This is a genomic window from Sinomicrobium oceani (genome assembly GCF_900119185.1).
Classification (GTDB): Bacteria; Bacteroidota; Bacteroidia; order Flavobacteriales; family Flavobacteriaceae; genus Sinomicrobium; species Sinomicrobium oceani.
In genome coordinates this window covers 1-22,104 of sequence record NZ_FPJE01000033.1, presented here as the reverse complement: position 1 = coordinate 22,104, position 22,104 = coordinate 1, and the positions used below count along the sequence as shown (strand labels likewise).

General features: G+C 45.9%; 18 protein-coding genes. 7 read left to right on the top strand and 11 right to left on the bottom strand.

The window, feature by feature from the left end; translation table 11 throughout:
• Positions 1-41 precede the first annotated feature (41 nt).
• The gene (locus tag BT112_RS19590) at positions 42-1,214 is read left to right on the top strand and encodes an aldose epimerase family protein (RefSeq protein WP_072319163.1); all 1,173 of its coding nucleotides are present in this window, start codon (positions 42-44) and stop codon (positions 1,212-1,214) included.
• Between the two features lie 123 nt (positions 1,215-1,337).
• Positions 1,338-3,785, top strand: a complete 2,448-nt coding sequence (locus tag BT112_RS19585) for a glutaminase family protein (RefSeq protein WP_072319162.1) — start codon at positions 1,338-1,340, stop codon at positions 3,783-3,785.
• 281 nt (positions 3,786-4,066) lie between these two features.
• On the opposite strand, the gene BT112_RS19575 is transcribed toward BT112_RS19585, so the two are convergent.
• Complete coding sequence (locus tag BT112_RS19575; protein ID WP_072319160.1) at positions 4,067-5,227, bottom strand: MFS transporter; 1,161 nt, start codon at positions 5,225-5,227, stop codon at positions 4,067-4,069.
• Positions 5,228-5,264: 37 nt separating this feature from the next.
• A complete protein-coding gene (locus BT112_RS19570) occupies positions 5,265-5,867 on the bottom strand; it encodes an NAD(P)H-dependent oxidoreductase (protein ID WP_072319159.1) in 603 nt (200 codons plus the stop codon).
• A 100-nt stretch (positions 5,868-5,967) separates the two neighbouring features.
• Between BT112_RS19570 and BT112_RS19565 the strand changes: the two genes are divergently transcribed.
• The gene (locus BT112_RS19565) at positions 5,968-6,897 is read left to right on the top strand and encodes a LysR family transcriptional regulator (protein WP_072319158.1); all 930 of its coding nucleotides are present in this window, start codon (positions 5,968-5,970) and stop codon (positions 6,895-6,897) included.
• A 5-nt stretch (positions 6,898-6,902) separates the two neighbouring features.
• Here BT112_RS19565 and BT112_RS19560 read toward each other — a convergent pair whose 3' ends face one another.
• The 5 genes from BT112_RS19560 to BT112_RS19540 all read right to left on the bottom strand — a co-directional run bounded on the left by BT112_RS19560 (position 6,903) and on the right by BT112_RS19540 (position 14,891).
• Positions 6,903-7,802 carry a carbohydrate kinase family protein gene (locus tag BT112_RS19560; RefSeq protein ID WP_072319157.1) on the bottom strand — a complete coding sequence of 300 codons (900 nt, stop codon included), beginning with the start codon at positions 7,800-7,802 and terminating at the stop codon, positions 6,903-6,905.
• 205 nt (positions 7,803-8,007) lie between these two features.
• The gene (locus BT112_RS19555; protein WP_072319156.1) at positions 8,008-10,596 is read right to left on the bottom strand and encodes a CHAT domain-containing protein; all 2,589 of its coding nucleotides are present in this window, start codon (positions 10,594-10,596) and stop codon (positions 8,008-8,010) included.
• 48 nt (positions 10,597-10,644) lie between these two features.
• Positions 10,645-12,615, bottom strand: a complete 1,971-nt coding sequence (locus BT112_RS19550) for a PKD domain-containing protein (protein WP_072319155.1) — start codon at positions 12,613-12,615, stop codon at positions 10,645-10,647.
• Between the two features lie 154 nt (positions 12,616-12,769).
• Entirely contained in the window at positions 12,770-13,738 is a 969-nt protein-coding gene (locus BT112_RS19545; protein ID WP_139276314.1) for a hypothetical protein, read from the bottom strand.
• 169 nt (positions 13,739-13,907) lie between these two features.
• Positions 13,908-14,891, bottom strand: a complete 984-nt coding sequence (locus BT112_RS19540) for a hypothetical protein (protein WP_072319153.1) — start codon at positions 14,889-14,891, stop codon at positions 13,908-13,910.
• A gap of 158 nt (positions 14,892-15,049) precedes the next feature.
• Here BT112_RS19540 and BT112_RS19535 point away from each other — a divergent pair, with 158 nt between their 5' ends.
• Entirely contained in the window at positions 15,050-15,634 is a 585-nt protein-coding gene (locus BT112_RS19535; RefSeq protein ID WP_072319152.1) for an RNA polymerase sigma factor, read from the top strand.
• Between the two features lie 2 nt (positions 15,635-15,636).
• The gene (locus tag BT112_RS19530) at positions 15,637-16,374 is read left to right on the top strand and encodes a tetratricopeptide repeat protein (RefSeq protein WP_072319151.1); all 738 of its coding nucleotides are present in this window, start codon (positions 15,637-15,639) and stop codon (positions 16,372-16,374) included.
• A 7-nt stretch (positions 16,375-16,381) separates the two neighbouring features.
• Here the strand turns inward: BT112_RS19530 and BT112_RS19525 are convergent, their stop codons facing one another.
• The 4 genes from BT112_RS19525 to BT112_RS19510 form a co-directional block, all read right to left on the bottom strand.
• Positions 16,382-17,689, bottom strand: a complete 1,308-nt coding sequence (locus BT112_RS19525; RefSeq protein WP_083564998.1) for a retropepsin-like aspartic protease — start codon at positions 17,687-17,689, stop codon at positions 16,382-16,384.
• Positions 17,690-17,703: 14 nt separating this feature from the next.
• Positions 17,704-18,417 carry a hypothetical protein gene (locus BT112_RS19520; protein ID WP_072319149.1) on the bottom strand — a complete coding sequence of 238 codons (714 nt, stop codon included), beginning with the start codon at positions 18,415-18,417 and terminating at the stop codon, positions 17,704-17,706.
• A 100-nt stretch (positions 18,418-18,517) separates the two neighbouring features.
• Positions 18,518-18,751, bottom strand: a complete 234-nt coding sequence (locus tag BT112_RS19515) for a hypothetical protein (protein WP_072319148.1) — start codon at positions 18,749-18,751, stop codon at positions 18,518-18,520.
• A 68-nt stretch (positions 18,752-18,819) separates the two neighbouring features.
• Positions 18,820-19,224 carry an SRPBCC family protein gene (locus tag BT112_RS19510; protein WP_072319147.1) on the bottom strand — a complete coding sequence of 135 codons (405 nt, stop codon included), beginning with the start codon at positions 19,222-19,224 and terminating at the stop codon, positions 18,820-18,822.
• 200 nt (positions 19,225-19,424) lie between these two features.
• Here BT112_RS19510 and BT112_RS19505 point away from each other — a divergent pair, with 200 nt between their 5' ends.
• Both BT112_RS19505 and BT112_RS19500 read left to right on the top strand, forming a co-directional pair.
• Positions 19,425-20,396, top strand: coding sequence for a GlxA family transcriptional regulator (locus tag BT112_RS19505; RefSeq protein ID WP_072319146.1), 972 nt, complete (start codon positions 19,425-19,427; stop codon positions 20,394-20,396).
• 132 nt (positions 20,397-20,528) lie between these two features.
• Positions 20,529-22,104, top strand: a 1,576-nt coding sequence (locus BT112_RS19500; RefSeq protein WP_175545830.1) for an endonuclease, incomplete at its 3' end; no start/stop codon positions are given.

The window sequence follows — 22,104 nt, the reverse complement described above, 5'->3', positions numbered from 1 at the left end:
CTACCGGAAAACCTGTAACATTAATATATAACCTAAAGAAAATGAAAAAAATCAATCTGTATGCAGTTTTAGTCCTGCTGACTGTTTTCACAGCATGCAAACAAACTCCCGAAAAGCAGACCAAACAACATCATACTCCGGACGTGACCGAACCTGCCGAATTGAGTGCAAAGGCTTTCGATACGATTCTGAACGGAGAGCAAACAGGGCTGTACTGGATAAAGAATGGTAACATCAAGGCCGCATTTACCAATTATGGAGGGCGCCTGGTAGGGTTGTGGGTACCTGCAAAAGACAGCACGATGACAGATGTGGTAGTGGGATTTGACAATGTCGGTGATTTTGTTACCTCTACCGAACCCTATTTCGGAGCGACCATAGGTCGGGTAGGAAACCGCATAGCCAAAGGGCAATTCGTTCTGAATGACAGAGTGTACCACATTCCGGTGAACAACGGGGAAAATACGTTGCACGGTGGTAAAAAAGGATTCCAGGATGTTGTCTGGAAAGCCTCACAGCCGGATGAACATACCCTGGTATTACAATATACTTCCCCTGATCTGGAAGAAGGTTTTCCCGGGGAACTCGTCGTTAAAGTGACCTATTCGCTGACAGCAGATGATGCATTGAAAATGGAATATGAGGCCACCACGGATAAACCGACCCCGGTAAACCTGACCAATCATGCCTTTTTTAACCTGAACGGAGAAGGAAGCGGCACCGTTCTGGAACACCGGGTGAAATTTTATGCCGATGCATTTACCCCGGTCGACAAGGGATTGATCCCTACCGGTGAGATCCGGAAAGTAAAAGGGACACCTTTCGATTTTACCGCGTTTCATACCATAGGAGAGCGTATCGGGACGGACAACGAACAATTGGATAACGGAGACGGTTATGACCATAATTTTGTCCTGAACGGAACCGGTGGTATGGGGATGAACCATGCGGCAACGATAGTAGGAGACCGCACTGGGATCACCATGGATGTATTTACCGAAGAGCCGGGCATACAGTTTTACAGCGGAAATTTCATGCAGGGCCAAAATACCTTCAAAAGCGGGGTTAAAGATGAATACCGTACGGCATTTGCACTGGAAACCCAGCATTTTCCGGATGCACCGAATCAACCGGATTTTCCATCCGTTATTTTAAATCCCGGAGAAAAATATCACACCGTTTCCGTGTACCGGTTCTCGGTATCGGAGCAGTAAAAAACAGCATATCGTATTTAGCAGCAACGATTAAACCAACAGTATAATTTCATCATTGTACCCGGTTTTACAATACCGGGATATAACAAAGAGATCCCCTGAGATCGATAAAAATCAAGACCAATGAAAAAGACACTACAGCTTCTATGCAGCGTAATATTATTCCAGGTTTCGTTCGGACAAGAGCGGCAGGCACCGGCCTATCCGCTCATTACACACGATCCCTATTTCAGTATCTGGTCTTTCACGGACGAGATCAATGCATCACCCACGACACACTGGACAGGTACCGACCAGACCTTGCTGGGATTGATTAAAGTAGACGGAAAGACCTATCGCTTTCTCGGTAAAGAAGGCGTGAAGTATAGCGATATCGTCCCGGCTTCAGATAGCGAAGACTACCGGGCCAGAAGTACGGAATCAGATCCGGGTAAAGGCTGGGAGCAACCGGGCTATGACGATTCGGGATGGGAATCATCCGCGGCTCCTTTCGGGGATAACGAACAGGCCGGTACTTCGTGGAAGAGCGAAGACCTCTGGTACAGGCGTACCTTTGATATTCCGGAGAAAATAACCGGAAACATGTTACTGAAACTCCGGCACGATGATAACGTGAAGGTATATATCAACGGCAAACCGGTTTACCAATGCGAGTGCTGGAATAACGAATATAAATATTATGAGATCCCGGAAAGGGTACAGAAAAGCCTGAAAAGCCAGGGAAATGTGCTCGCCATACACGTGCGTAATACAGCAGGAGGACAGTGGCTCGATGCCGGGATCGTACAAAAAACAGAACCCGAAGAGAAAGCCCTGGAAGCCAAACAGAAAAGTGTGGATATTTCTGCTACACAGACTTCTTACACCCTCGAATGCGGCCCCGTCAATGTAGACCTCACCTTTACGTCCCCCTTGCTTATGGACGATCTGGAGCTCTTTGCCCGCCCCGTTTCCTATATATCCGTAAAGACGACACCTACCGATGGAAAACCGCATAACGTACAGGTGTATTTCGGTGCGTCCTCTACTATAGCGGCAAATGTTCCGGGACAATTGATGACCACGGAAGAACAGGCTACGGATCACCTTTCACTACTCAGAGCAGGTACGGTAGAACAGCCGGTGCTGGAGAAAAAAGGCGATGATCTCCGTATAGACTGGGGGTATATGTATGTAGCAGCGCCGAAAAGTGCCGGAACCGTACAGTATGTTTTACCTGAAACAGAAGCCACTGAAAACTTTATGACAGGAAGCAAGACTTCCGGAATTATAAAAGAAGGAAAGCAACTGATGTTGAACACGGTTTTTCCCGAAGAAAAAATCAGCACTACAAAAGAACACCTTATTATGCTGGGGTATGACGATATCTATTCTATTCAGTACTTCGGAAAAAACCTGCGCCCGTGGTGGAATAAAGACGGAAACAGTACGATTGGGAAAGAACTGGAAAAGGCCTATGTACAATACCAGGAAGTAGTTGAAAAATGTAAAATGTTCGATACCGGTTTGCGCGGTAAAGCCAGGGCAGCCGGGGGGGAAGCGTATGCCAAGATTTGTGAGATCGGTTACCGTCAGAGTATAGCTGCCCATAAGCTGGTGGAAAGCCCCGACGGGGAACTTCTTTTTCTCTCCAAGGAAAACTACAGTAACGGTTGCATCAACACCGTAGATGTGACCTATCCGTCCGCACCTTTATATCTCCTTTACAACCCAAGGCTTATGGAAGGAATGCTTACCGGGATCTTTTACTACTCCGAAAGCGGCAGATATAAAGAACCCTTTCCTGCGCACGACATAGGTACCTATCCGAAGGCCAACGGGGTGGTGTACGGCGAACCCATGCCAGTGGAAGAATCCGGAAATATGATCATCCTCACGGCGGCCATAGCGCGGGCAGAAGGCAATGCCGAATATGCCAAAAAGCACTGGGAGTCCCTGACTACCTGGGCAGGTTACCTGGCAGATAAAGGTTTCGATCCGGGAAACCAGTTATGTACCGACGATTTCGCAGGTCACCTGGCACGCAACGCAAACCTTTCGGTAAAAGCTATTGTTGCGCTGGGATGTTACGGGTACCTGGCCGGGGAGCTCGGCCATGAGGATATAGCCCGGAAGTATACTGCCATGGCCAGGGAAATGACCGGAAAATGGCAGGAACTCGCGGATGCGGGAGATCATTATGCGCTTACTTTCGATGATTCCGCTACGTGGAGCCAGAAATACAACCTGGTCTGGGATAAAGTCATGGACCTTCGCCTTTTTCCCGAAGAAGTGTATCGCAAGGAAATAGCCTTTTATCTGAAAAATCAGAATAAATATGGCCTGCCGCTCGATAGCAGATCCGATTACACCAAGTCCGACTGGATTCTCTGGACAGCAACACTGACCGAGTCCGAAACCGAATTCAGAAAGCTGGTCGACCCGGTATACCTGTTTGCAAAAGAAAGCAAAGACCGTGTGCCGATGAGTGACTGGCATTTCACTTCCTCGGGTGATGTTCGCGGATTCCAGGCGCGAAGTGTTGTGGGAGGTTACTTTATAAAACTGCTGGAAGAGGCGTGGAAAAAATAATACCGATGAAGAAGGGGATGTTATTCTGCCGGAAGGATAATTACCGGAAACCTTGTCCCTTTTTGCCCCGGATGAGAACATACCATGAGCATTTGAGCTGCGGTATACCGGCCGGAATTATTCCCTGATTCATCCCTTTTAGCCGATATATCCTGATATTATAAAGACAGGACGTTATCAGCTTTAAAAAATAAGGGACCGATGTGTCCCTTAAACCCGAGTCTTCATGCTGAACTGCCTTCCTGATCCCCAAGGGGTGATAGAAGGCAGTTTTTTTATGGTCAGGAATATTGCCTTTTGTTTTTCCGGGCAAACAACAGGGCAATGATCATCCCTGTTGCAGCCATGACAACCCCTACCCATTCGGGGGAAGTATAACCATATCCCATAGCAATAGGAAGGCCGCCGAGAAATGCGCCCAGTGCATTCGCAATATTAAAACACGCCGGGCCGAGTGATGCCACCAGCATTTCAGCTTCGCTTTTTACCGAGTGGAGCAGTAGCACGGTAAGGGGCGGGACGATGGCAAAAGTAGCCAGGCCTGTCAGGAAGGTCAGACCCAGAGAGGCCCAGGGGTTAAAAGAGGTATAATAGATCAGTATCATACAGATGATCTGAAAACCGAGTATAACCATCACCGTAGCTGCAGGGGAGAACGTATCGGACAGTTTTCCCCCGATAAGGTTTCCTGCAAACATACCCAGCCCCGCGAGGATCATAATATAAGGGAGGTGCTTTTCGGAAATACCGGAAACCTCCGTCATCAGCGGGGCGATATAACTTATCCAGGCAAACAGGGCTCCCGGAGCCACGGAAAACAACAAGATCATAAACCAGACATTACCCTGTTTGAATATTTCGAGGTCTTTCAAGGGCGATCTCCTGTTTTTTCTTGGCGGCATTTCGGGCATCCATAGCTTCAGGGCCAGGATCGTTACCAGTCCGATCAGAGCAATCAGCAAAAAAGTGTATCGCCACGAATAATGATGCCCGATGTATGTGCCCAGCGGTACGCCGAGCAGGTTAGCGACAGTGAGGCCGGAGAACATTATGGCGACGGCCCGGGCTTCCCTGCCTTCGTCCGCAAGCCTGCTCGCAACTACCGATCCCACTCCGAAAAAAGCACCGTGAGGAAGCCCGGAGACAAACCTCGATACCAAAAGCAGTTCGTAATCCGGAGCGATAATGGAAAATCCATTAAATACGGTAAACAAAACCATAAGTACGATGAGCGTTTTTACCGGAGACAGCTTGTCCATACCGATAACCAGGAACGGAGCTCCTATAACAACGCCCAGCGCATAAGCCGAAATAAGATAACCCGCAGCAGGAATAGTGACATTCAGGTCCCGGGCAACATCGGGAAGCATACCCATGATCGTAAATTCGGTGACCCCTATACCAAGCCCTCCGAGTGCAAGGGCTAATAAACTTTTTTTCATAGTAATCCTGAGTTTTTTTCGATGACAGGAAAGGGCTTTATACGTACGTGCCTTCCTGTGTAGCAAATATGTGTTCCAGGTGTGCCCTGTAATCGGTCATATCCCGTTCTGCATTTCCGTTTTTGACGATATCGTGAAAATGGATGCCCTGTAGCGGTTCAAGACCTAAAAAAGCATTCATCCGGTGAAAACCGAAAAGTACACCCTCGTCCACGCTTTTCTGTCTGAAAAACTCACCGGGCAGGGTAAAAGCTTCTTTTGGAGCGTTCCAGCTTGTGGTAACCATGTATTTTTTGCCTTTCAACAGCCCGCCCGTACCGTAGTTGATAGCCGGGTTGGCCGAAGAGCGTCCGTCTCCGTCGTACACCTCTCCATGTTCGAAAACATGATCTATGTAGGCCTTGAACTTATGCGGAAGTTGAAACCACCAGATGGGGGTGTGATAAATAATAACATCGGCCCATACAAATTTCAGCGCTTCCTCATGAGGATCATAACTGTCATTAATGTTCGTCGTTTTTACTTTAAAACCTTTTGCCTTCCCGAAAAAATCTACGGTGATCTTGGTAAGGGTTTCATTATACCTCCCTTCGGACTGTGCAAATTTCTGTCCGCCGTTAATAACAAATATCTTTTTCATAAAAGTTCTTTTAAGATTACAGGGCAAAATTACCGGGATATAATGTATTATTAAAATAATATAATTAATACATTTGTATCATAATTATAATGATTAAACTATGGTCAATCTCGAGTGGTACAGGACATTTAAGGCGGTATATGAAACCGGCACGCTTACCGGGGCCGCACAGGTGCTTTATGCTTCACAACCCGGGGTAAGTCTTCATCTGGGCTCGCTGGAGTCTTACACGGGGTATAAACTGTTCGATCGTTCTTCGCGTAAAATGGTGCCTACGGAACGCGGAAAAGTACTTTACAATCATATCAAAGATGCTATAGCCAAGCTTGAGGATGCCGAGCAGTGTTTCCGGAAGAGTACGGAAAAGGATAAGCCAACCATAGGGGTGGGGATGTGCATGGAAACCTTTCAATATACCCTGGAACCTTATATAGCTACATTGCCTTTTGATGTGATCATCAAGTTTGTGGAATATAGAGAAGCCCTGGCAGACCTGGATAAAGGAATCCTTGATCTGGTGATAAGTGCCCGTAAGGGACAGAACAAGAATATCGATTACAGGGCATTTTCCAAAGAAAAAATAGTGCTCGTGGCAGGAAGGGATACGGATATAACCGGTTTTGAAAGTTTAGCAGAAGGTGACGCAGAAAGTCTGCAGGACTGGTTAAAACAGCAAACGTGGTACGGTACTACAGGTGATATGGAAAACCTGAAAATGTTCTGGAATGTAAATTTCAATCGTCATCCGGATTTCAAATGCAATTATATCGTTCCGAATAAATCTTCTATTGTCCGTTGTCTGAGTAATGCGCAGGGTGTGGCCGTACTTCCCGATTTTCTCTGTCTCGACGAGATGGAAAAGGGAAATTTAAAGCTGCTGTGGGAAGGTAAAAACCCGATAGAGCAGACGCTTTACTTTGCCATGCGTAAGAAGACGATTTATGCGGAAGAAATAAAATGTATCTCGGATATTTTCGAAAAGAAAATGCCCGCACACCAATCTTCAGTAAAACAACATATCATCGGATAGGGAGACTAACGCACCATCAGGGCGGCTATTCTCCCGGCAGGGATGTCCGGATTGGCCCCTTCACTTTCTGCGACCAGAGCTCCCATGGCACAGGCAAAATGTATGGCTTCCTGGGGACCGGAACGGAGATGGAACAGGTGGGTCAGCAAGGTGGCAAGGAAGGAATCACCGGCGCCTACGGTATCCTTGACTGTAATGTTATAACCGCTGTTGTAATACCATTTTCCTTCGTGCAGGAGAACAGCACCATGCCTGCCTTTGGTTACACAGACTGAGGAAATAGCATGCTTCTCTGCGATATACTCCATATTTTGTTCCAGCGATCTGTAGGGAGACCCGAGAGCTTCGGCGATCTCGTAAAGTTCATCGTCATTGAATTTTATAAAATCGGCTTTTCCGATCAGGGCCTTCAGCGTCGCCATGGTATAATGCGGACTCCTGAGATTTACATCAAAAACTTTCCGGACAGTTTTGGAAAGTAATTGGTGGAGGGTGTCGGCGGAGACCTTGTCACGGCAGGCCAGGCTTCCGTAGATCAGTACATCTGATTCGTCGACAAGATCTTCCATAATCTCAGTGGCAGGGATCTTGTCCCAGGCCGACGGATAGGTGATCTCGTAGGATGCCGATCCGCGATCGTCCAGGGTAACCTGTACCGTTCCGGTATCATATCCCTCGATTTGAACAATTCCGGAGGTATTTATTCCGTGCTTCTCCAGGTATTCTTTTATACGCTTTCCGTTATGGTCATTGCCGATACCACTGATCATGCTTACCTGGCATCCGAGCGATTGCATCCGCAGGGCTACATTGAGCGGAGCCCCGCCTATTTTTTTATGATCGGGAAAACAATCCCATAGTACTTCTCCGTAAGATATCACCCTGAGTGTATTCGATTTCTCCATAATGTGTTTTTATCATTGACCATCTGACGTCACGGAGACATCAGCAGGTGTATAAAGCTATCCATTTACCGCATGGCCGCCTGTGCAAATTTAAAAGGAAATATCAAACAGAAAGTGTACATGACCGGATTTCACAGTACGGTCGCCCGACGAACAATTGGGGGGCGATCACAGGAGTAGTTTTTAAATAGGGCGGTAGAGCCAATTACCTGAATTTTTTTCTCTTGTTTTTACGGTATAACTCTATGCCGATAACCACACAGAACAACAGTACAAAGGTGCACAGTATGGTAGTTCGTGAAGCATAGGGAAGTTTTTCCTGTTCTATATGGCCATAGTACACAAATCCGGCCCAGTAATAGGGTGATTTCCGGGCGAGTGGTATTTTCGGATTTTCCAGGTAGTCTATCCCGGCCTGCTGACTGGCACTACAGGCGGAAGCGTATTTCTCATAATTTTTATAGAACATATCCATCAGCGTTGCCGTAGCCCGGTCATTCACTTTCCAAAGGGAAAACAATAATCTTTCGGTACCTGCATACTGAAATCCGCGTGCTATGCTCATGGCACCTTCTCCGTGCTGTAGTTTTCCGATGCCGGTTTCGCAGGCACTGAGCACCACAAGCCCGGGGTTGAGGTGCATGCCGTATAATTCCTGTAACAGGAGTATATCGTCCCGGAACTGTATATGGGCAGGAACCACAAAGCTTCCTCCGCTGGCATGGGTAGACAGGTGGATAATATCGTAATTTCCCGCCTTTTTTATAAAATTGGCTTTTGTGGCTTCGCTTTTACACAGCATATCTCCCTTCATGATATGGCGGATGTTCCCGGCTTCTTCTTCGGAATAACGCAGTTCCGAAGCACTATTCTCAAAAACAGGGAATATGCCGAGCAGTCTTTCATTTTTAGGGTGTTCTCTTTTGTGGAAATAAAGGTCCGCTGAAGTCTGATATACCAGTTTTTGTCGCCTGGTAAGAAAATCCATGTGCATATAGTTATCGTTCCGGGCGGGGGTAGTAAGCAGGGCCCCAAAAGGAACAAAATGCAGCAGCCCGTCCGGAACAATAACAAGATATGGCGTATATGGGATATCGTCTGGCAGCAGGGAGCGAAAGAGTTCGTATGCACTTTTTGAATAGGTGGCGACATCATTATTAATACGGTCGGGGCTATCAAAAAAGGAGAGAAACTGTTTCAGTTTTTTTTTATAATCCGGGGTTTTGGTCTTTCGGTAAAGTGCTATGTCTGTATGCGTAAAAACAAAGGTATAGAGGTAGTTTACTCCAGAAAAATATACAATCATATTCGCTTTGTCTTCCGCGAGTTTCTCCTGGAGCAGGGTTGTCGAAATTCCGTTAAACGCGTTTTCCGGATACCTGGTCACGATCTGTTGTTTCAGGGATTTGAGACTGAGGTTCAGTTCATTCAGGGTTTCGGTATAAAAAGGAACGGAGTCCTGTTTCTGCCCTGTCAGTTGTGCGCGTATCAGGCTGTTTACGGTATGTTCCCGCAAAGCAGATAATTTTTGTTCCTGCCGGATCAGGCTGTCTCCGGGAAATTTTTCTGCAAGCGATTTTAGTGCAATAGCATCTTTCAGTACAGCAGCTTTACTGCGTTCCGCATACGTAAAAGCTCGTTCGAGGTACCGGCTGTTACCGGTGTTTTTATATGCGTTGTAGAGCAGGGAGATACATTTTTCACTGCGGGTGCGATTGGTGGCACTGTGTAGTATTTTTGTTTCCTGGGAAGTCATTTGTTGCTGTAGCAGCGCGGTGACATAAAATGCCAGTTCATAATAATCCAGGGCTGTTTCCATATCTTCTTCCAGTGCTGCCAGGGCGTCGAAGACCGGGATCAGGGCACTTTCGGCATAGATATTGTCTTCGTAAGGCAATGTTCCGGGGTTACGGTCGGGAAGCAAAAAATCGAGCGCTTTGTAAAGTAGTTTCCGGGTAGTTATGGTGTCTCTGCGTGCTTTGGACAGGTCGGCTTTTTCGACATACAACAAGGCGAGATCCCTGGCCGAAAAAGGAGTTGTTTTTAGGGCCTGTTCGGCATGGTCGAGATAGACAGCGGCCTGCTCCCATTGTGCTTTGCCACGGGCCATTTGAGCCATGTTGCGATACATGGGTGCCGTAACTTGCGGAGATATGCGTGCAGCATCTCCGAGTGCAGTATCGGCTTCATGATAAGATCCGATGGCAAAATAATTCGTTGCCAAGTTGTTCAGAAGAAGGGCCTTTTGTTCTGGATCTGGTCTTCCGTATCGGAGATTGTCTTCCAGGAGCCGTATGGCAGTTCTGAAATTTCCCGTATTGTGATATACTACGGAGAGGTTGAGTACCGCTGCAATCTTCTGAGGTTGGTTATCCTGTTCTTCGGCGAGAAACAGATAAGACTTTATCGTATTTTCGGCCTGGGTGAAATTCCCGGATTTCGTATAGAGATTGCCCAGGGGCTTCAGACCGTATTCGATGATATCATAGTCGGGCAGATGGTGTTCCCTGTAGTTTTTCCAGGCTTTTTCATAACTGCCGATAGCCTTTATAGGCATTCCGGTATTCCGGTAATAATATCCCATATTACAACGCAGGATGAGCAGGGCCATATATTCTTCGGTGGAAGAAGCCCGTTGCTCGAAGAGAGAAGCCTGCTTTTCCAGTTGTTCCGGGAAGATCCCTTGACGGGCCTGAGCGATACGATCTATGGTACGGTAAATGCTATCCGTGATCTGGGCTTGTAAACAAACTCCGGACAGGAAGCAAACCAGCAAAAAGATATACTTTTTCATACCTGGTATTTTTTAAATTGAAATCGTTCTGAAACAAATCGGTTCGTATCAGAATTTCCAAATAGCATAGAGTTGTACCTGGTTATTGGGGGCGTTGAAATTATATATATAGCGGGCCCCGACACTGGGGCCTATACGTGCAAAACCGACATTAAAACCTACAAAAAGACCGCTCTGAAAATTGCTGAATGACCCGGTACTTTCGGTCTGCCTGATAAAATCTTTGGTGTCATCCCTGAAGTCGACTCCTTCGGAGGGAATTTTAAGCGTATATGCACCCGTGTCAGTTACACAATGTTTACTGCTCAGGTCCGTTTTCAGTTGTAAACCGGTACCGAGTGCAAGATAATTGTTCAGGTTATACCTGTAGGATACCGGAACGAGGTACAACGATATATTGCGGTATTCGTTAAGGGATTCCATATCGTAAGATTCAGTGTATCCATTGGTATTTACAGTTTCTTCCGTAAACTTTTTTATCTGGTCGAAGGAAGCGGCGGAGACCATGAGTTCGGCCTGCAGGTATCCTCTGTATGATTTGTAGGGGGATAGGGTAACTCCTGCAAAGTATTCCCGGTTATTGTTACGGTCGGGAGTAAAGATATATCCCGCTTTGGCCCCGAGGGATATGCCGGGTAAAAAACGGGTGGTGGCATAATTGGTAATCACGGGTTCGTTTTTGTCGAAGTAAATGGCCGTACGGCTTTTTGTTTTCTTTTTGTGAAAATCGTCAGCCAGTTTTATCCGGTATTTTACGAAGCCCTGGGTTGAGTCATATTCTTTTACATTGTTCTGGGCACTACCCGGTAAATAGATATTTTTGAATGTAAATATGGCCTTGTCTTTTGTAAAAACGGTGTCGATGCAACTGTATGTAACATCGGGTTCTTTGGGACATACGGGGCATTCGGGATACAGATCCTCGATCGCTATACTGTTCTTGTCAAACATTTCCGGAATGTCCGTTTCCAGCCGTATCGTATTTGCGGGTCCTTCCCCGTTATTCTGGAACCTGATTTTATAGCGAAAAGTTTTGAAACGTACCAGCCGGTAATTCATAATCGTGGCATTCGAAGACATTTTATTGGGGTCGTGGGAGGTAACAATTTCCATCTCCATTTCTCTCACCTTATGATTGTCGTAATTCTCATCGGGTACATAGATGCTTCTTACTTTGACAATGGCGCTGGTATCTTTGAGCATCTCCGGAGTCGTACGAAGAGTGAAGAATACATTGCGCTCTTCATTGGGAGCCATCCGGTCGAATTCCAACAGGTCCCAGTCTTTATAGTAAGCTTTGGACGCTTCCAGGGTCAGTGGGAAATTGACCCGTTCCGTGCTGTCCTGTAACCCGTGGAAACGATATGCAACAGGATCTTCCGCATTGGCGAGCAGTACATCATTGTCGAGGATATCTCCAGTATATGCGAAGTCTTTGCTTCGGTGAACCTTTTCATTGTGATAGGCACGCACTTCGGTGCGTTCGAAATTGTCTGCTTTGTACTGACGTTCGTTGTAGAACAGGTAGAGTTTTCCTGAAGTTACATATTCCCTGGGATTTTTATAACGGAGTACCACTACGATATCTTCGTCGGGTATCGGTTCCCGGTTCCTTAGCAACATAAGGTCGCTATCCATGGTAGCCTGGTCTGCATAGTTTTCCGTAACCTGGTTTATTTTGACCTGATGCGGGCGGGTAGCAGGTGTTTTTCCGTTGTCGTAATGATTGGTCACCCAGAGATCTACCCGGTATTCCCCCTCTTTTTTATAGCGGTGTTCCGGTTCTTTTTCCCTGCTGAAATTACCATCTCCGAATTCCCAAAAGTAAGAGTAATAGGCTTTCGGAGCCCCGGCCATTTGTATCAGGGCGGGAGGCTGGGGACTAAGCATAACAGTATTGCCCCGCACCTCATACTTAAAATCGGCCGTACGGGGCTGAAGAGAGTCAGCTACCTGTGTTTCCTGGGCAAAGGAAGCGAAGCAGGTGATCATAAAAAACAAAGCGTTAAAAATCCGCATATAGTTACTTATATTATTCATAAAAACAGTAAAGGTCAGAGGAGAAGATATCCGTTCATAAGATCGGTATCGTCATCTCTCATACTTATATCCGCGAGACCTTCATATTGTTACCTGTTATTTTCTTTTTTTAATGCGGAAAAGTGGGAAAGGGTCAGGGGAGTTGTTGGATTGCAGACCACAGTGCTGACCGGTTTGCTCTTGTCGTTTCGCTATGAGCTACAGTATATATTTTACCGGTTTGCGCCTTTACATTTTTAATAGCATAACGCCATTGACCATTGTCCGGGGAAACAAACAGCAGGTGCATATCGGTATCGGAAAAATATTGGTGTTCGGGGGTTCTGAACATGGATGTTTCTTCATCGAAATAGAGCTGTGCCAAAGTGTGCTTTCGTCCTTCAAAGGCTACATATACCGATGCATTCTGCTCGTTATATCCTTCGGTGGCCAGCACATTTATGGTTATTCCCGATACGGCATCCGTATCGGTATGGGCAATACCTTTCCAGCCGTTGCCTGAGACATAGGCGATGTAATAGTCGTTCTCATTGAAAAGTTCTCCTTCGGTATACGGAAACCAGGAAAAATGGTTTTCTTCGTTTTCGGCACCGGTCCATAGTAGCATGTCTTCCGGGGTATCACTTGTCAGCGATACCGGAACCTGTATGCGGATCTCACAACTATTCCGAAGACTTTGCCCGTTGTATTCCAGATTGAGGTAAAAAAAGCCTCCGCCGGCAATCAGGGTTCTGAGGTTGGCGGATACCCGCGCTATAGAGGGCTTTGCCGTAAAGAGCATATCCCCGATATCGTAAAGTTCTATAAACTTCAGGGTAACTTCTCCTTCCAGCGGATTGCCTTCCGGTGTAATAAGGCAGTCGGAGGGAATCGTAATCGTAGTACCGTTTCGGGAAATATATTCCAGGCCTTCTGTTGCAGGAAATGAAATGTTAACGGCCAGCGAATCTCTCGTGCTTTCAAGCAAATCCGTAAACTCCTGTGCACTGGGTGCAGTGAATGCTTCAGGGGTAGGAGGATCATCACAGCAGGTGTCTTTACCACAGCTCCATATGATGCATAGCAAAAACAGGCAAATGCGCGGTAATGGAACAGTTTTCATAGTCTCAAAGGTTTTGGCTGGTCTATCAAATGTAGCAAAAAAGTTTTACTTATGGTTTCAAAATACGAATAATGAAATTACGGGCTATAGAATATATGATATCCGAAACCCCCGCCCTTTACAAGGAGAGCGGGGGTATACCGGTAAAATCCGGATCAACGATGTGTTCTCAGGGAAGTTGTGCTATGATCTGGATGACTTCTTCTTCACTTGCCGTTGCGGTTTCTTCAAGATCAAAGGAATAAATATCACCTGCAGCTACGGTAACACCCTGGATGGCATATCGCCATTCGTCGTTTTCTTCGGTGACAAAAATGATATGCATTTCCAGTCCCACCGGAATTTGACCGTAATGTTCGGAAAATCTTCCGGTGTTCTCATCGTATGTGTCCAGTTGAGCCAGGGCATTTTCTTCGCCGTCGTAGGAGAGGTAGACCGCACAGTTTTGTGCATCGAATCCTTCCGGGACTTCTACCTGAAGTGTCGTTTTGGGTCTTGCATCACTGAAAAACCGGTCGACATTGGTCCAGCCAAACTGATTGCTTATTACAAAATACTGGTTATGGTCTATAAACACACCGCCTTCGTCGTCGTTGCGTTCTTTTTGGTTCCACGCGAGATTTCCGTCATCATCAATGGCACCTGTCCAGAAAGTCATGTCTTCATCTATTCCTCCTGTAAGATCCGGTGGAACTGTCATCTGAATGGCACAGTAGCTTTGAAGTTCTTCACCGTCTTGTGTGACCATGACGTAAAACTCACCGCCGGAAACAAGCAGGGCTTTGTCACCTTCCGGGGTTACGCCCATGGTAGGTTTGTTGGTGACCATCATATTTCCCTTTTCGAAGATTTCCATATAATCGAGTTGTACTTCTCCGGTTACGGGATCCCCGTTAGTATCCATAATGCATCCTCCGGAAATGGTGAGCAGCACTCCTTTTTCCGAAGTAAAAACCACGCCGTCTTCGGCATTGAAACTGGTGGTTTGCAACCTGTTTTCCATAGCTACGGCCCTCAGCCCTGCAAAAGCTTCTGCCGTTGGAGGCACAAAAGGTATTTCTTCCGGGATAATACCTTCGTCACTGTCTGTACATCCGGTAAGTGCAAATGCAGCCATGGCCATAATAATCAGAGGTTTTTTTACATTTTTCATAATTTTCGTTTTTTAGATAATTATTCATTTGATCCTTAATGGAAGCCGATTTTTTTAGCGGTCGGCACTATTGATAGTATATGTTCATATCAAATAGGTTTATAATTTGTTACCCCTGTGCGAAAACTTTTTTATTTTAGTTTGATAATTCTGTTGATATGGCGGAACGTAAAATACATGAAGATCAGAAGTACATAGACGGCCTTGCGCAGAACAATGCCCTGGTTATACGGGCGGTTTATGACAAGTTTGCTTCCAAGGTCATACATTATATATGTAATAACAGCGGAGATAGGGACGATGCCGAAGATATCATACAGGAGGTCCTGGTTATTATCTACGAGCAGGCCCGGGATAAAAACCTGAAACTCACCTGTCCTTTTGATGCCTATTTTTTTCTGTTGTGTAAACGAAAATGGCTTAACGAACTGAAAAAATCTTCGCGAAAGGCGGTAACAACCGAAGACGAAAATGTATATAGGAATGAAGAAGCAGAAATTCTGGTTACGGAAACTGATGTTTCCGTGGCAAAGGAAAAGTTGTTTGAAGTAATGTTCGATCGTTTGGGCAAGGCTTGCAAGGAGCTTTTACAGGCCTCTTTTCGGATGAAATCGATGGAAGAAGTAGCCGATACCCTTGGAATTACGTATGCCTATGCCCGGAAAAAGAAATCGCTATGTATAGGAAAACTCACGGATATGGTGCGCCGGTCGCCCGAATATGAAAAAATTAAATCCTCCTGAAGATGGAAAAACAAGATTATATTTTATTTGAGGACTATCTTTCCGGGGCCCTTTCCACATCGGACAGGCAGAAACTGGAAGCGCGTTTGCAGTCCGATAAGGAATTGAATGCGTGGTTCGAAACCTACCGGGAGGCATCGGCCTACCTGGAGCGTACTTTCGGGAAGGCGGAAGATACGGCGGCTTTCCGCGATAAAGTATCCGGTATTTCGGAGGAATACTTCAGAAAACAGGAGCGAAAGCCACGAGTTCGGAAATTGTTGCGATGGCAGATTGCTGTGGCAGCCAGTGTGTTGATCCTGTTAGGGATCTTCCTGTCGCGGAGGATGACCGTACCTTCGTATGAAGATTATGCGATATATCCCGAAATAAGTCTGGTGGTACGGGGAGAGGAAAATGCGGAGCTTTATCGTGCGGAAACTGCATTTAACCATAAAAATTACGAAGAAGCGGCAAGGTTGTTCGGGGAGATTCTCCGTGAAGATCCGGCTCATGCCGAAATTTCACTGTATTATGCCATTGCGCTGGTAGAACAAAACAGGTTCGGGGAAGCCGATATGGTTTTTGCAGGACTCATCGGTTCCAGGTCGGTATTCCGTACCGAAGCCCTATGGTACGGGGCATTGAGCAAGCTCAAACAAAAGGATTATGAAGCATGCCGGGAACTTCTCCGGAAAATACCGGATAGTTCCGCGAACCATACAGCGGCACAGAAACTTTTAAAAAGGTTACCCGAATAAAAGGAGATCAGTCAAAACGAATGAACATGTCCTCGAAATTGAAAGTTACTTTTTCAAATTTGGCCATGAGGTCCTGACCTATGTTACCGAGATAAGGATTGTCTTTTTTAAGTGCTTCCCTGAGGACAATAACAGAATCCATGGATATTTGTTTCTGCCCGATTTCGGGGGTAAATGTAATGTACATTCCCTTTTTGGATATTAATCCTCCTGCGCCCCCTATGGTAACTTCTTCTTCCCGATAGGTGTCGTCCAGTTCTTTTTTGTTTTTCCGGTAATACGTATCGTAAAGCATCGTGCTCATGGCTCCCGTATCGAATGTATAAGTACCTGTCCCGGTTTTGTCTTTCAGGTAGATAAGGGGAGTGAGGAAATCTATAGCCAGGTTTCGTTCGCTGAAAGTACTGCGTTTGTCGGGGACGATAAAACGATCATCCCGGGTAATCTCGATCTCTTTCATACCTTCGATGACCGGAAAACCTATAATGCCGTGTATCTGGTAGTCGATCTCCGGAAAGGCAAGGGCTTCATCCGGGAAGACCAGGAAAACGGCATTGCGTACGGTAAGGCTACCCAGGTGCAGCCTGGGAGCTATGGCAATCCGGGACCGGATCTCGTTTCCGGTGATGGCATCGACTTCCACGGTTCCAGGCAGATATTTCAGCCCGAAACGTCTGGCGGCTGTTTCGGTAATCGTCGACAGGTTGGCACCGGTATCGAAGACAAAGTACTGTTCTTCTCCTTCCAGGGATACCAGGAGGTTCTGGAGTTTGGCCTTGTCCCTGGCGATCTTCAGGTTTACCGTGCTGTTAAGTTCTATTTGCTGTCCGGGCTGGTTTTCCAGGGCGGTCCATATCGCCAGTGTGTTTTTATAATCCTGTTCTTCCGCATCGGAAAGCCAGTGTTCGTATTCGGATAATAGTAAAGCCAGCGTTTCTTTGGCTTTTCTGTAATTATATATTTTGGAGTAATTGACATGACCGATGGAAAGTAAGCGGAATTTAAGACTGTCAGAAATTTCATTTCCGTGCTTGTCCAGGAGCATATTCATCTTATGGATACAGGAATCGGGACGGTTAAATACATTATTCAGAAAAAAACCGCTTTTAAGACGATGCAGTTCCGTGAGCCGGTCTTCATTTTTCCGGTAGAGGTCTCTGGCCCGGAAAAAGTCCTTACCCTCGATCAGAGCGTCAATTTCTTTATAAGCATCTTCACCGTAACCATCAGGTATTTGTCCGTAGACATTCATTCCGGAAAGGTACAGGCACAGTGCAAAGACACTGGACAAAAATATCGGAGCTGTTTTCTTCATTTTCCGAGGTCGTATCAGGGGTTAGAATAATCAATTATCATATATGCCTTTCCGGTTATAAAGCTCAGGAGTTTTATTCCTCTTTCTCCGACGTGAATATAACTGCCCGATGTAAGTTCGTGCTGTAGTTCGTCTTTTTTGTGCTGTTTCAGCCTGTCATGGAAAAGCGGTACAACCTGTCCGCTTTTAAGAACTACAGAAAAAGTATTTTGCCAGAAGGTCTTGTCGTAACGTCCACGTGTAAAAAAGCCTCTTAATGTGTACACATCCTCATGGACGTATTCCAGAACCATATAACGGATATCGGAAAAAGATATTTTTTCCGCTCCCGTACTTTTCTGAACTTCGATGAGCTGTTCCTTCCTGTTGATGTATAAAGAGATATGCAGATCCCGGTTTATAATACTCAGGTCTGCCGGGCTGGATAATACTTTATTGTTCAATAGCGAAAACCTTTCGGAAAGAGGCGTGGGCTCGGGGACAGGTTGAAGGGTGTAATCTTGAAACTTTTGTTTGCGTTTACGCAAATATCGGGTTATACCTCTAATTTCTATAATTCCCCATAGCAGTAGTCCTAAAACAATTGGTAAAAGAAAATCATCTTTTTTCCATTCGTTCCATACCGGTTCTTTAAGCCGGGTTTTCAGAGAAATCAGCAACAGAATCAGTCCCGGGAGCAGGGTGAAGAAAAGACGGTTTAATAAGAGCAGGTAAAATTTTGATCTCATCAGGGATAGCTGATACCGGTTTTATCAAAGATACGAAAGCAGGGCTCCGGGAGAAAATAAAATATCAGACAAACTCCGCACGAAAATTTACAGATCAGGATCAGGATAGCGGGATACAACGTATCTCCATCACCTTCAACAGGGATATGATTTTTGAGGTATCAACATAATCTGCTTCCACACGTAAAATTCTGTCACAATCCTCCAGGTCGAAATTGATCGTTGCACCGGGAAAGGTAACGAGCAGTCTGGAAACCACTTCGGAAGCCGTAATTTCGTCGTGTACATCGGTCCGGAAAATTTCCACGGTTGTATATGAATTATATACGGGCATGGCGATGGTTTTTGGGATGTTGTATTACAGGTCTGCGTATATCATAAAAAGTTACAGTTTATTCCAGGTTATTTGATGAGGTTCTCGCAGTATTTTTTCAGACGTAACAGGAACAGGGCCCAGTTGTAATTACACCATCGGTAAAACGGAGTTATTGCATTCCAGTCCGTATGCTTCAGTATCACCTGGGTCAGTCCGTCTTTTTCCGAGAGTTCGAAAATAATGGAAGTGTCAACCCATTCCGGGTCGGAAGTCACGCATTTCCATTCGATTCTTTCGTTTTCAGTAAGTTGAATTACTTTCATCCTGGTAATTTCTTTTTCGTCAAAATCAAATTCATTGATGTGGCCTTCCTCGGGTTTAACCTTGAGTTTCGGCGTCCATATTGCGGAAAGTCCTGTTTCGGAAACCAAGGCACGATACACTTCCGATACGGGGGCTTTTATAAAATTAACATGTTCTATGCTGTTCATGAACCAAAAATTTTAAAGGCTTTTTTACTGTAGCTAAAATACAATGATCTTTTGGGCTTTACCGTGTTTATAAGGCCAATCTGAAGGGGGATTCGGGACAAAATCGTATCTTTAAAAGCTTTTCCCGGGCGATTTGTGTTTGTTTTGCGGGAGAAGCCGAGTAAGGCTGGGTTTTCCACAGGTAAAAAACAAGATATATTATGGAGTTATCAATATTACTTACTTCACACCATCGTATGCTGAGCGTAGCGGCTATACTGGACGTTTTTCAGTCCGTAAACCGGTATTTTTCAGATTTGGGAAAGGAGCCTTTTTTCCGGATACGCCTGATTTACGGCGAGGGAGAAGTGAAGAATATGGGATACGATGCGGTCGGTGTGCACATGAGTGAAGTGCAACGGACTGACCTGGTACTTGTTCCTGCATTTGCTTCGGAAGATATAAGAACACTTGTGGAAGCTAATCTTGATCTCACCCGATGGCTCTGTATACAACATGGTCAGGGTGTGGAGATCGCAAGTTTTTGTACCGGATCGTTTCTACTGGCTGCTTCCGGCGTGTTGAACGGTAAAAAAGCAACCACACATATTAATGCGACCACGGCATTTGCCAACAGTTTTCCGAACGTACTGTTGCAGTCCCGGGAAATCCTTACGGAAGATGGCGGCGTGTATACCAGCGGAGGTGCAACCAATAGCTTTCACCTGATGCTCCATATCATCAAAAAATATTGTGGTGTGGATGCTGCAATTTATATTTCTAAAATGTTTGCCATAGATATGGACCGTGAGCAACAGGCCTGTTACGGTACTTTCACACCCAACCGGGACCACGGCGATGAGCTGGTTAAAGGTATAGAGCAATACATCCGTGAGATGTATCCGCAGATACAGACTATAGAAGAGATTGTGAATGAAGTGCCTGCAAGCCGAAGGAATATGGTCCGTCGCTTTAAAAAGGCAACAGGGGTAACCCCTATTGTGTATCTTCAGAAAGTCCGGCTTGAAGCGGCTAAGAAAATGCTGGAGCAAACCAATAAAAGCGTAATGGAAATTATGCTGGATATCGGGTACCGGGACGAAAAATCTTTTCGTAAGTTGTTCAGGAAAAATACAGGAACGACCCCCGTATCCTATCGCGAAAAATTCCGGGGAGTGATCTGGAATGCCTGATTTTTTTCTGTTTTCGTACAATGCAGACTTATTTAGTGTAAAGACAGTGTTATTTTAAGGATAAAACTCACGTATCCGGAAGGGTTTAAGGATATTATTAGTAGTTTTGATCATGTTAAAAAAATACTAAATATGATGAAACTCTACGCTGCCAAATTTTCTATCCTGCTTGTAACCTTTCTGTGCCATACATTTTTAGTATCTGCACAGGTACCCGCTTACTACAACGGGACAGATATGAACAAAACAGGGAACAGCCTCAAAACAGAGCTTGCCACCCTGATTACACAAACTCATACTACGGAGCTCAGTTATACCCCGGGAGTGTGGGAAGCATTAAAACAAACCGATCTCGATCCGGATAACCCGGATAATGTACTGTTGCTTTACGGGTATAATGACAATGACGGAAATATCAAAACCGACAGATCACGCGATAAAGACAATAACGGTGGTAATACGGGCGACTGGAACCGGGAGCACGTATTTGCCAAATCGTTAGGAAATCCGAATCTCGGTACCTCAGGGCCCGGGTCCGATGCCCATCACCTGAGGGCCTCTGATGTAGGTTTTAACGCCGACCGGGGTAACCTGCCTTTTGCCGATGCCAGTGGTAATGCGAGAAAAGTGAGTAATTCCTGGTACCCCGGCGATGAGTGGAAAGGAGATGTAGCACGTATGGTGATGTACATGTACCTTCGTTACGGAAACCGATGTCTCCCTTCCGCGGTAGGGACAGGTACACAGACGTACAGTAACGAAATGATGGATATTTTTCTGCAATGGAATGCCGAAGACCCGGTATCTCTTTACGAGATCAACAGGAATGATATCCTTGAAAACATGCAGGGAAACAGGAATCCGTTTATAGATAATCCTGCTTTTGCTACTTCGATCTGGGGCGGGCCTCAGGCAGAAGATCGTTTCGGAAATACATCGACACCCATGCCTGTAGCGGATATTCTTATCAATGAGATCGATTCGGATACTCCGGGGGTAGACTCCATGGAATTCATAGAACTCTACGATGGAGGAACAGGAAATACTGCCCTGGATGGTATGGTCGTAGTCCTCTACAACGGATCGGGTGATCAGAGCTATGCAGCTTTCGATCTTACGGGATATACCACCAATGCCGAAGGGTATTTTGTATTGGGGAATGAAGATGTACCGAACGTATCTGTAGTATTCCCCGGTAATACATTACAAAACGGAGCCGATGCCGTAGCCCTTTATACCGGTAGTGCTACCGATTTCCCGAACGGGACCCCCGTGACGACAACCAATCTTATGGACGCTATCGTATATGATACCGATGATTCGGATGATGAAGGTCTACTTGTCTTACTGAATCCGGGCCAGCCTCAGGTAAATGAGGCCGGTGGTGGCGATAAGGACAATCATTCCCTGCAACGTATGCCCAACGGTTCGGGTGGAGCCCGGAATACCACCGCGTACACTACGGCGGCGCCTACCCCGGGAACAGCAAACGGGGGAATGACAGACGATCGTACAGGAATTCTGATCAATGAGATCGACTCCGACACTCCCGGTGTGGATACCATGGAATTTGTGGAACTGTATGACGGCGGGGCGGGGAATACCGTTCTCGACGGATTGGTTGTCGTGTTCTATAACGGGTCTAATGACCTGAGCTACGCAGCCTTTGATCTTACGGGATATAGCACTGATACCGAAGGGTATTTTG

What these genes read in the sequence shown, in the direction of transcription:
- BT112_RS19590 (WP_072319163.1), top strand. Translation starts at nt 42, where the DNA reads ATGAAAAAAATCAATCTGTATGCAGTTTTAGTCCTGCTGACTGTTTTC.
- BT112_RS19585 (WP_072319162.1), top strand. Translation starts at nt 1,338, where the DNA reads ATGAAAAAGACACTACAGCTTCTATGCAGCGTAATATTATTCCAGGTT.
- BT112_RS19575 (WP_072319160.1), bottom strand. Translation starts at nt 5,227, where the DNA reads ATGAAAAAAAGTTTATTAGCCCTTGCACTCGGAGGGCTTGGTATAGGG.
- BT112_RS19570 (WP_072319159.1), bottom strand. Translation starts at nt 5,867, where the DNA reads ATGAAAAAGATATTTGTTATTAACGGCGGACAGAAATTTGCACAGTCC.
- BT112_RS19565 (WP_072319158.1), top strand. Translation starts at nt 5,968, where the DNA reads ATGGTCAATCTCGAGTGGTACAGGACATTTAAGGCGGTATATGAAACC.
- BT112_RS19560 (WP_072319157.1), bottom strand. Translation starts at nt 7,802, where the DNA reads ATGGAGAAATCGAATACACTCAGGGTGATATCTTACGGAGAAGTACTA.
- BT112_RS19555 (WP_072319156.1), bottom strand. Translation starts at nt 10,596, where the DNA reads ATGAAAAAGTATATCTTTTTGCTGGTTTGCTTCCTGTCCGGAGTTTGT.
- BT112_RS19550 (WP_072319155.1), bottom strand. Translation starts at nt 12,615, where the DNA reads ATGCGGATTTTTAACGCTTTGTTTTTTATGATCACCTGCTTCGCTTCC.
- BT112_RS19545 (WP_139276314.1), bottom strand. Translation starts at nt 13,738, where the DNA reads ATGAAAACTGTTCCATTACCGCGCATTTGCCTGTTTTTGCTATGCATC.
- BT112_RS19540 (WP_072319153.1), bottom strand. Translation starts at nt 14,891, where the DNA reads ATGAAAAATGTAAAAAAACCTCTGATTATTATGGCCATGGCTGCATTT.
- BT112_RS19535 (WP_072319152.1), top strand. Translation starts at nt 15,050, where the DNA reads ATGGCGGAACGTAAAATACATGAAGATCAGAAGTACATAGACGGCCTT.
- BT112_RS19530 (WP_072319151.1), top strand. Translation starts at nt 15,637, where the DNA reads ATGGAAAAACAAGATTATATTTTATTTGAGGACTATCTTTCCGGGGCC.
- BT112_RS19525 (WP_083564998.1), bottom strand. Translation starts at nt 17,689, where the DNA reads ATGAAGAAAACAGCTCCGATATTTTTGTCCAGTGTCTTTGCACTGTGC.
- BT112_RS19520 (WP_072319149.1), bottom strand. Translation starts at nt 18,417, where the DNA reads ATGAGATCAAAATTTTACCTGCTCTTATTAAACCGTCTTTTCTTCACC.
- BT112_RS19515 (WP_072319148.1), bottom strand. Translation starts at nt 18,751, where the DNA reads ATGCCCGTATATAATTCATATACAACCGTGGAAATTTTCCGGACCGAT.
- BT112_RS19510 (WP_072319147.1), bottom strand. Translation starts at nt 19,224, where the DNA reads ATGAACAGCATAGAACATGTTAATTTTATAAAAGCCCCCGTATCGGAA.
- BT112_RS19505 (WP_072319146.1), top strand. Translation starts at nt 19,425, where the DNA reads ATGGAGTTATCAATATTACTTACTTCACACCATCGTATGCTGAGCGTA.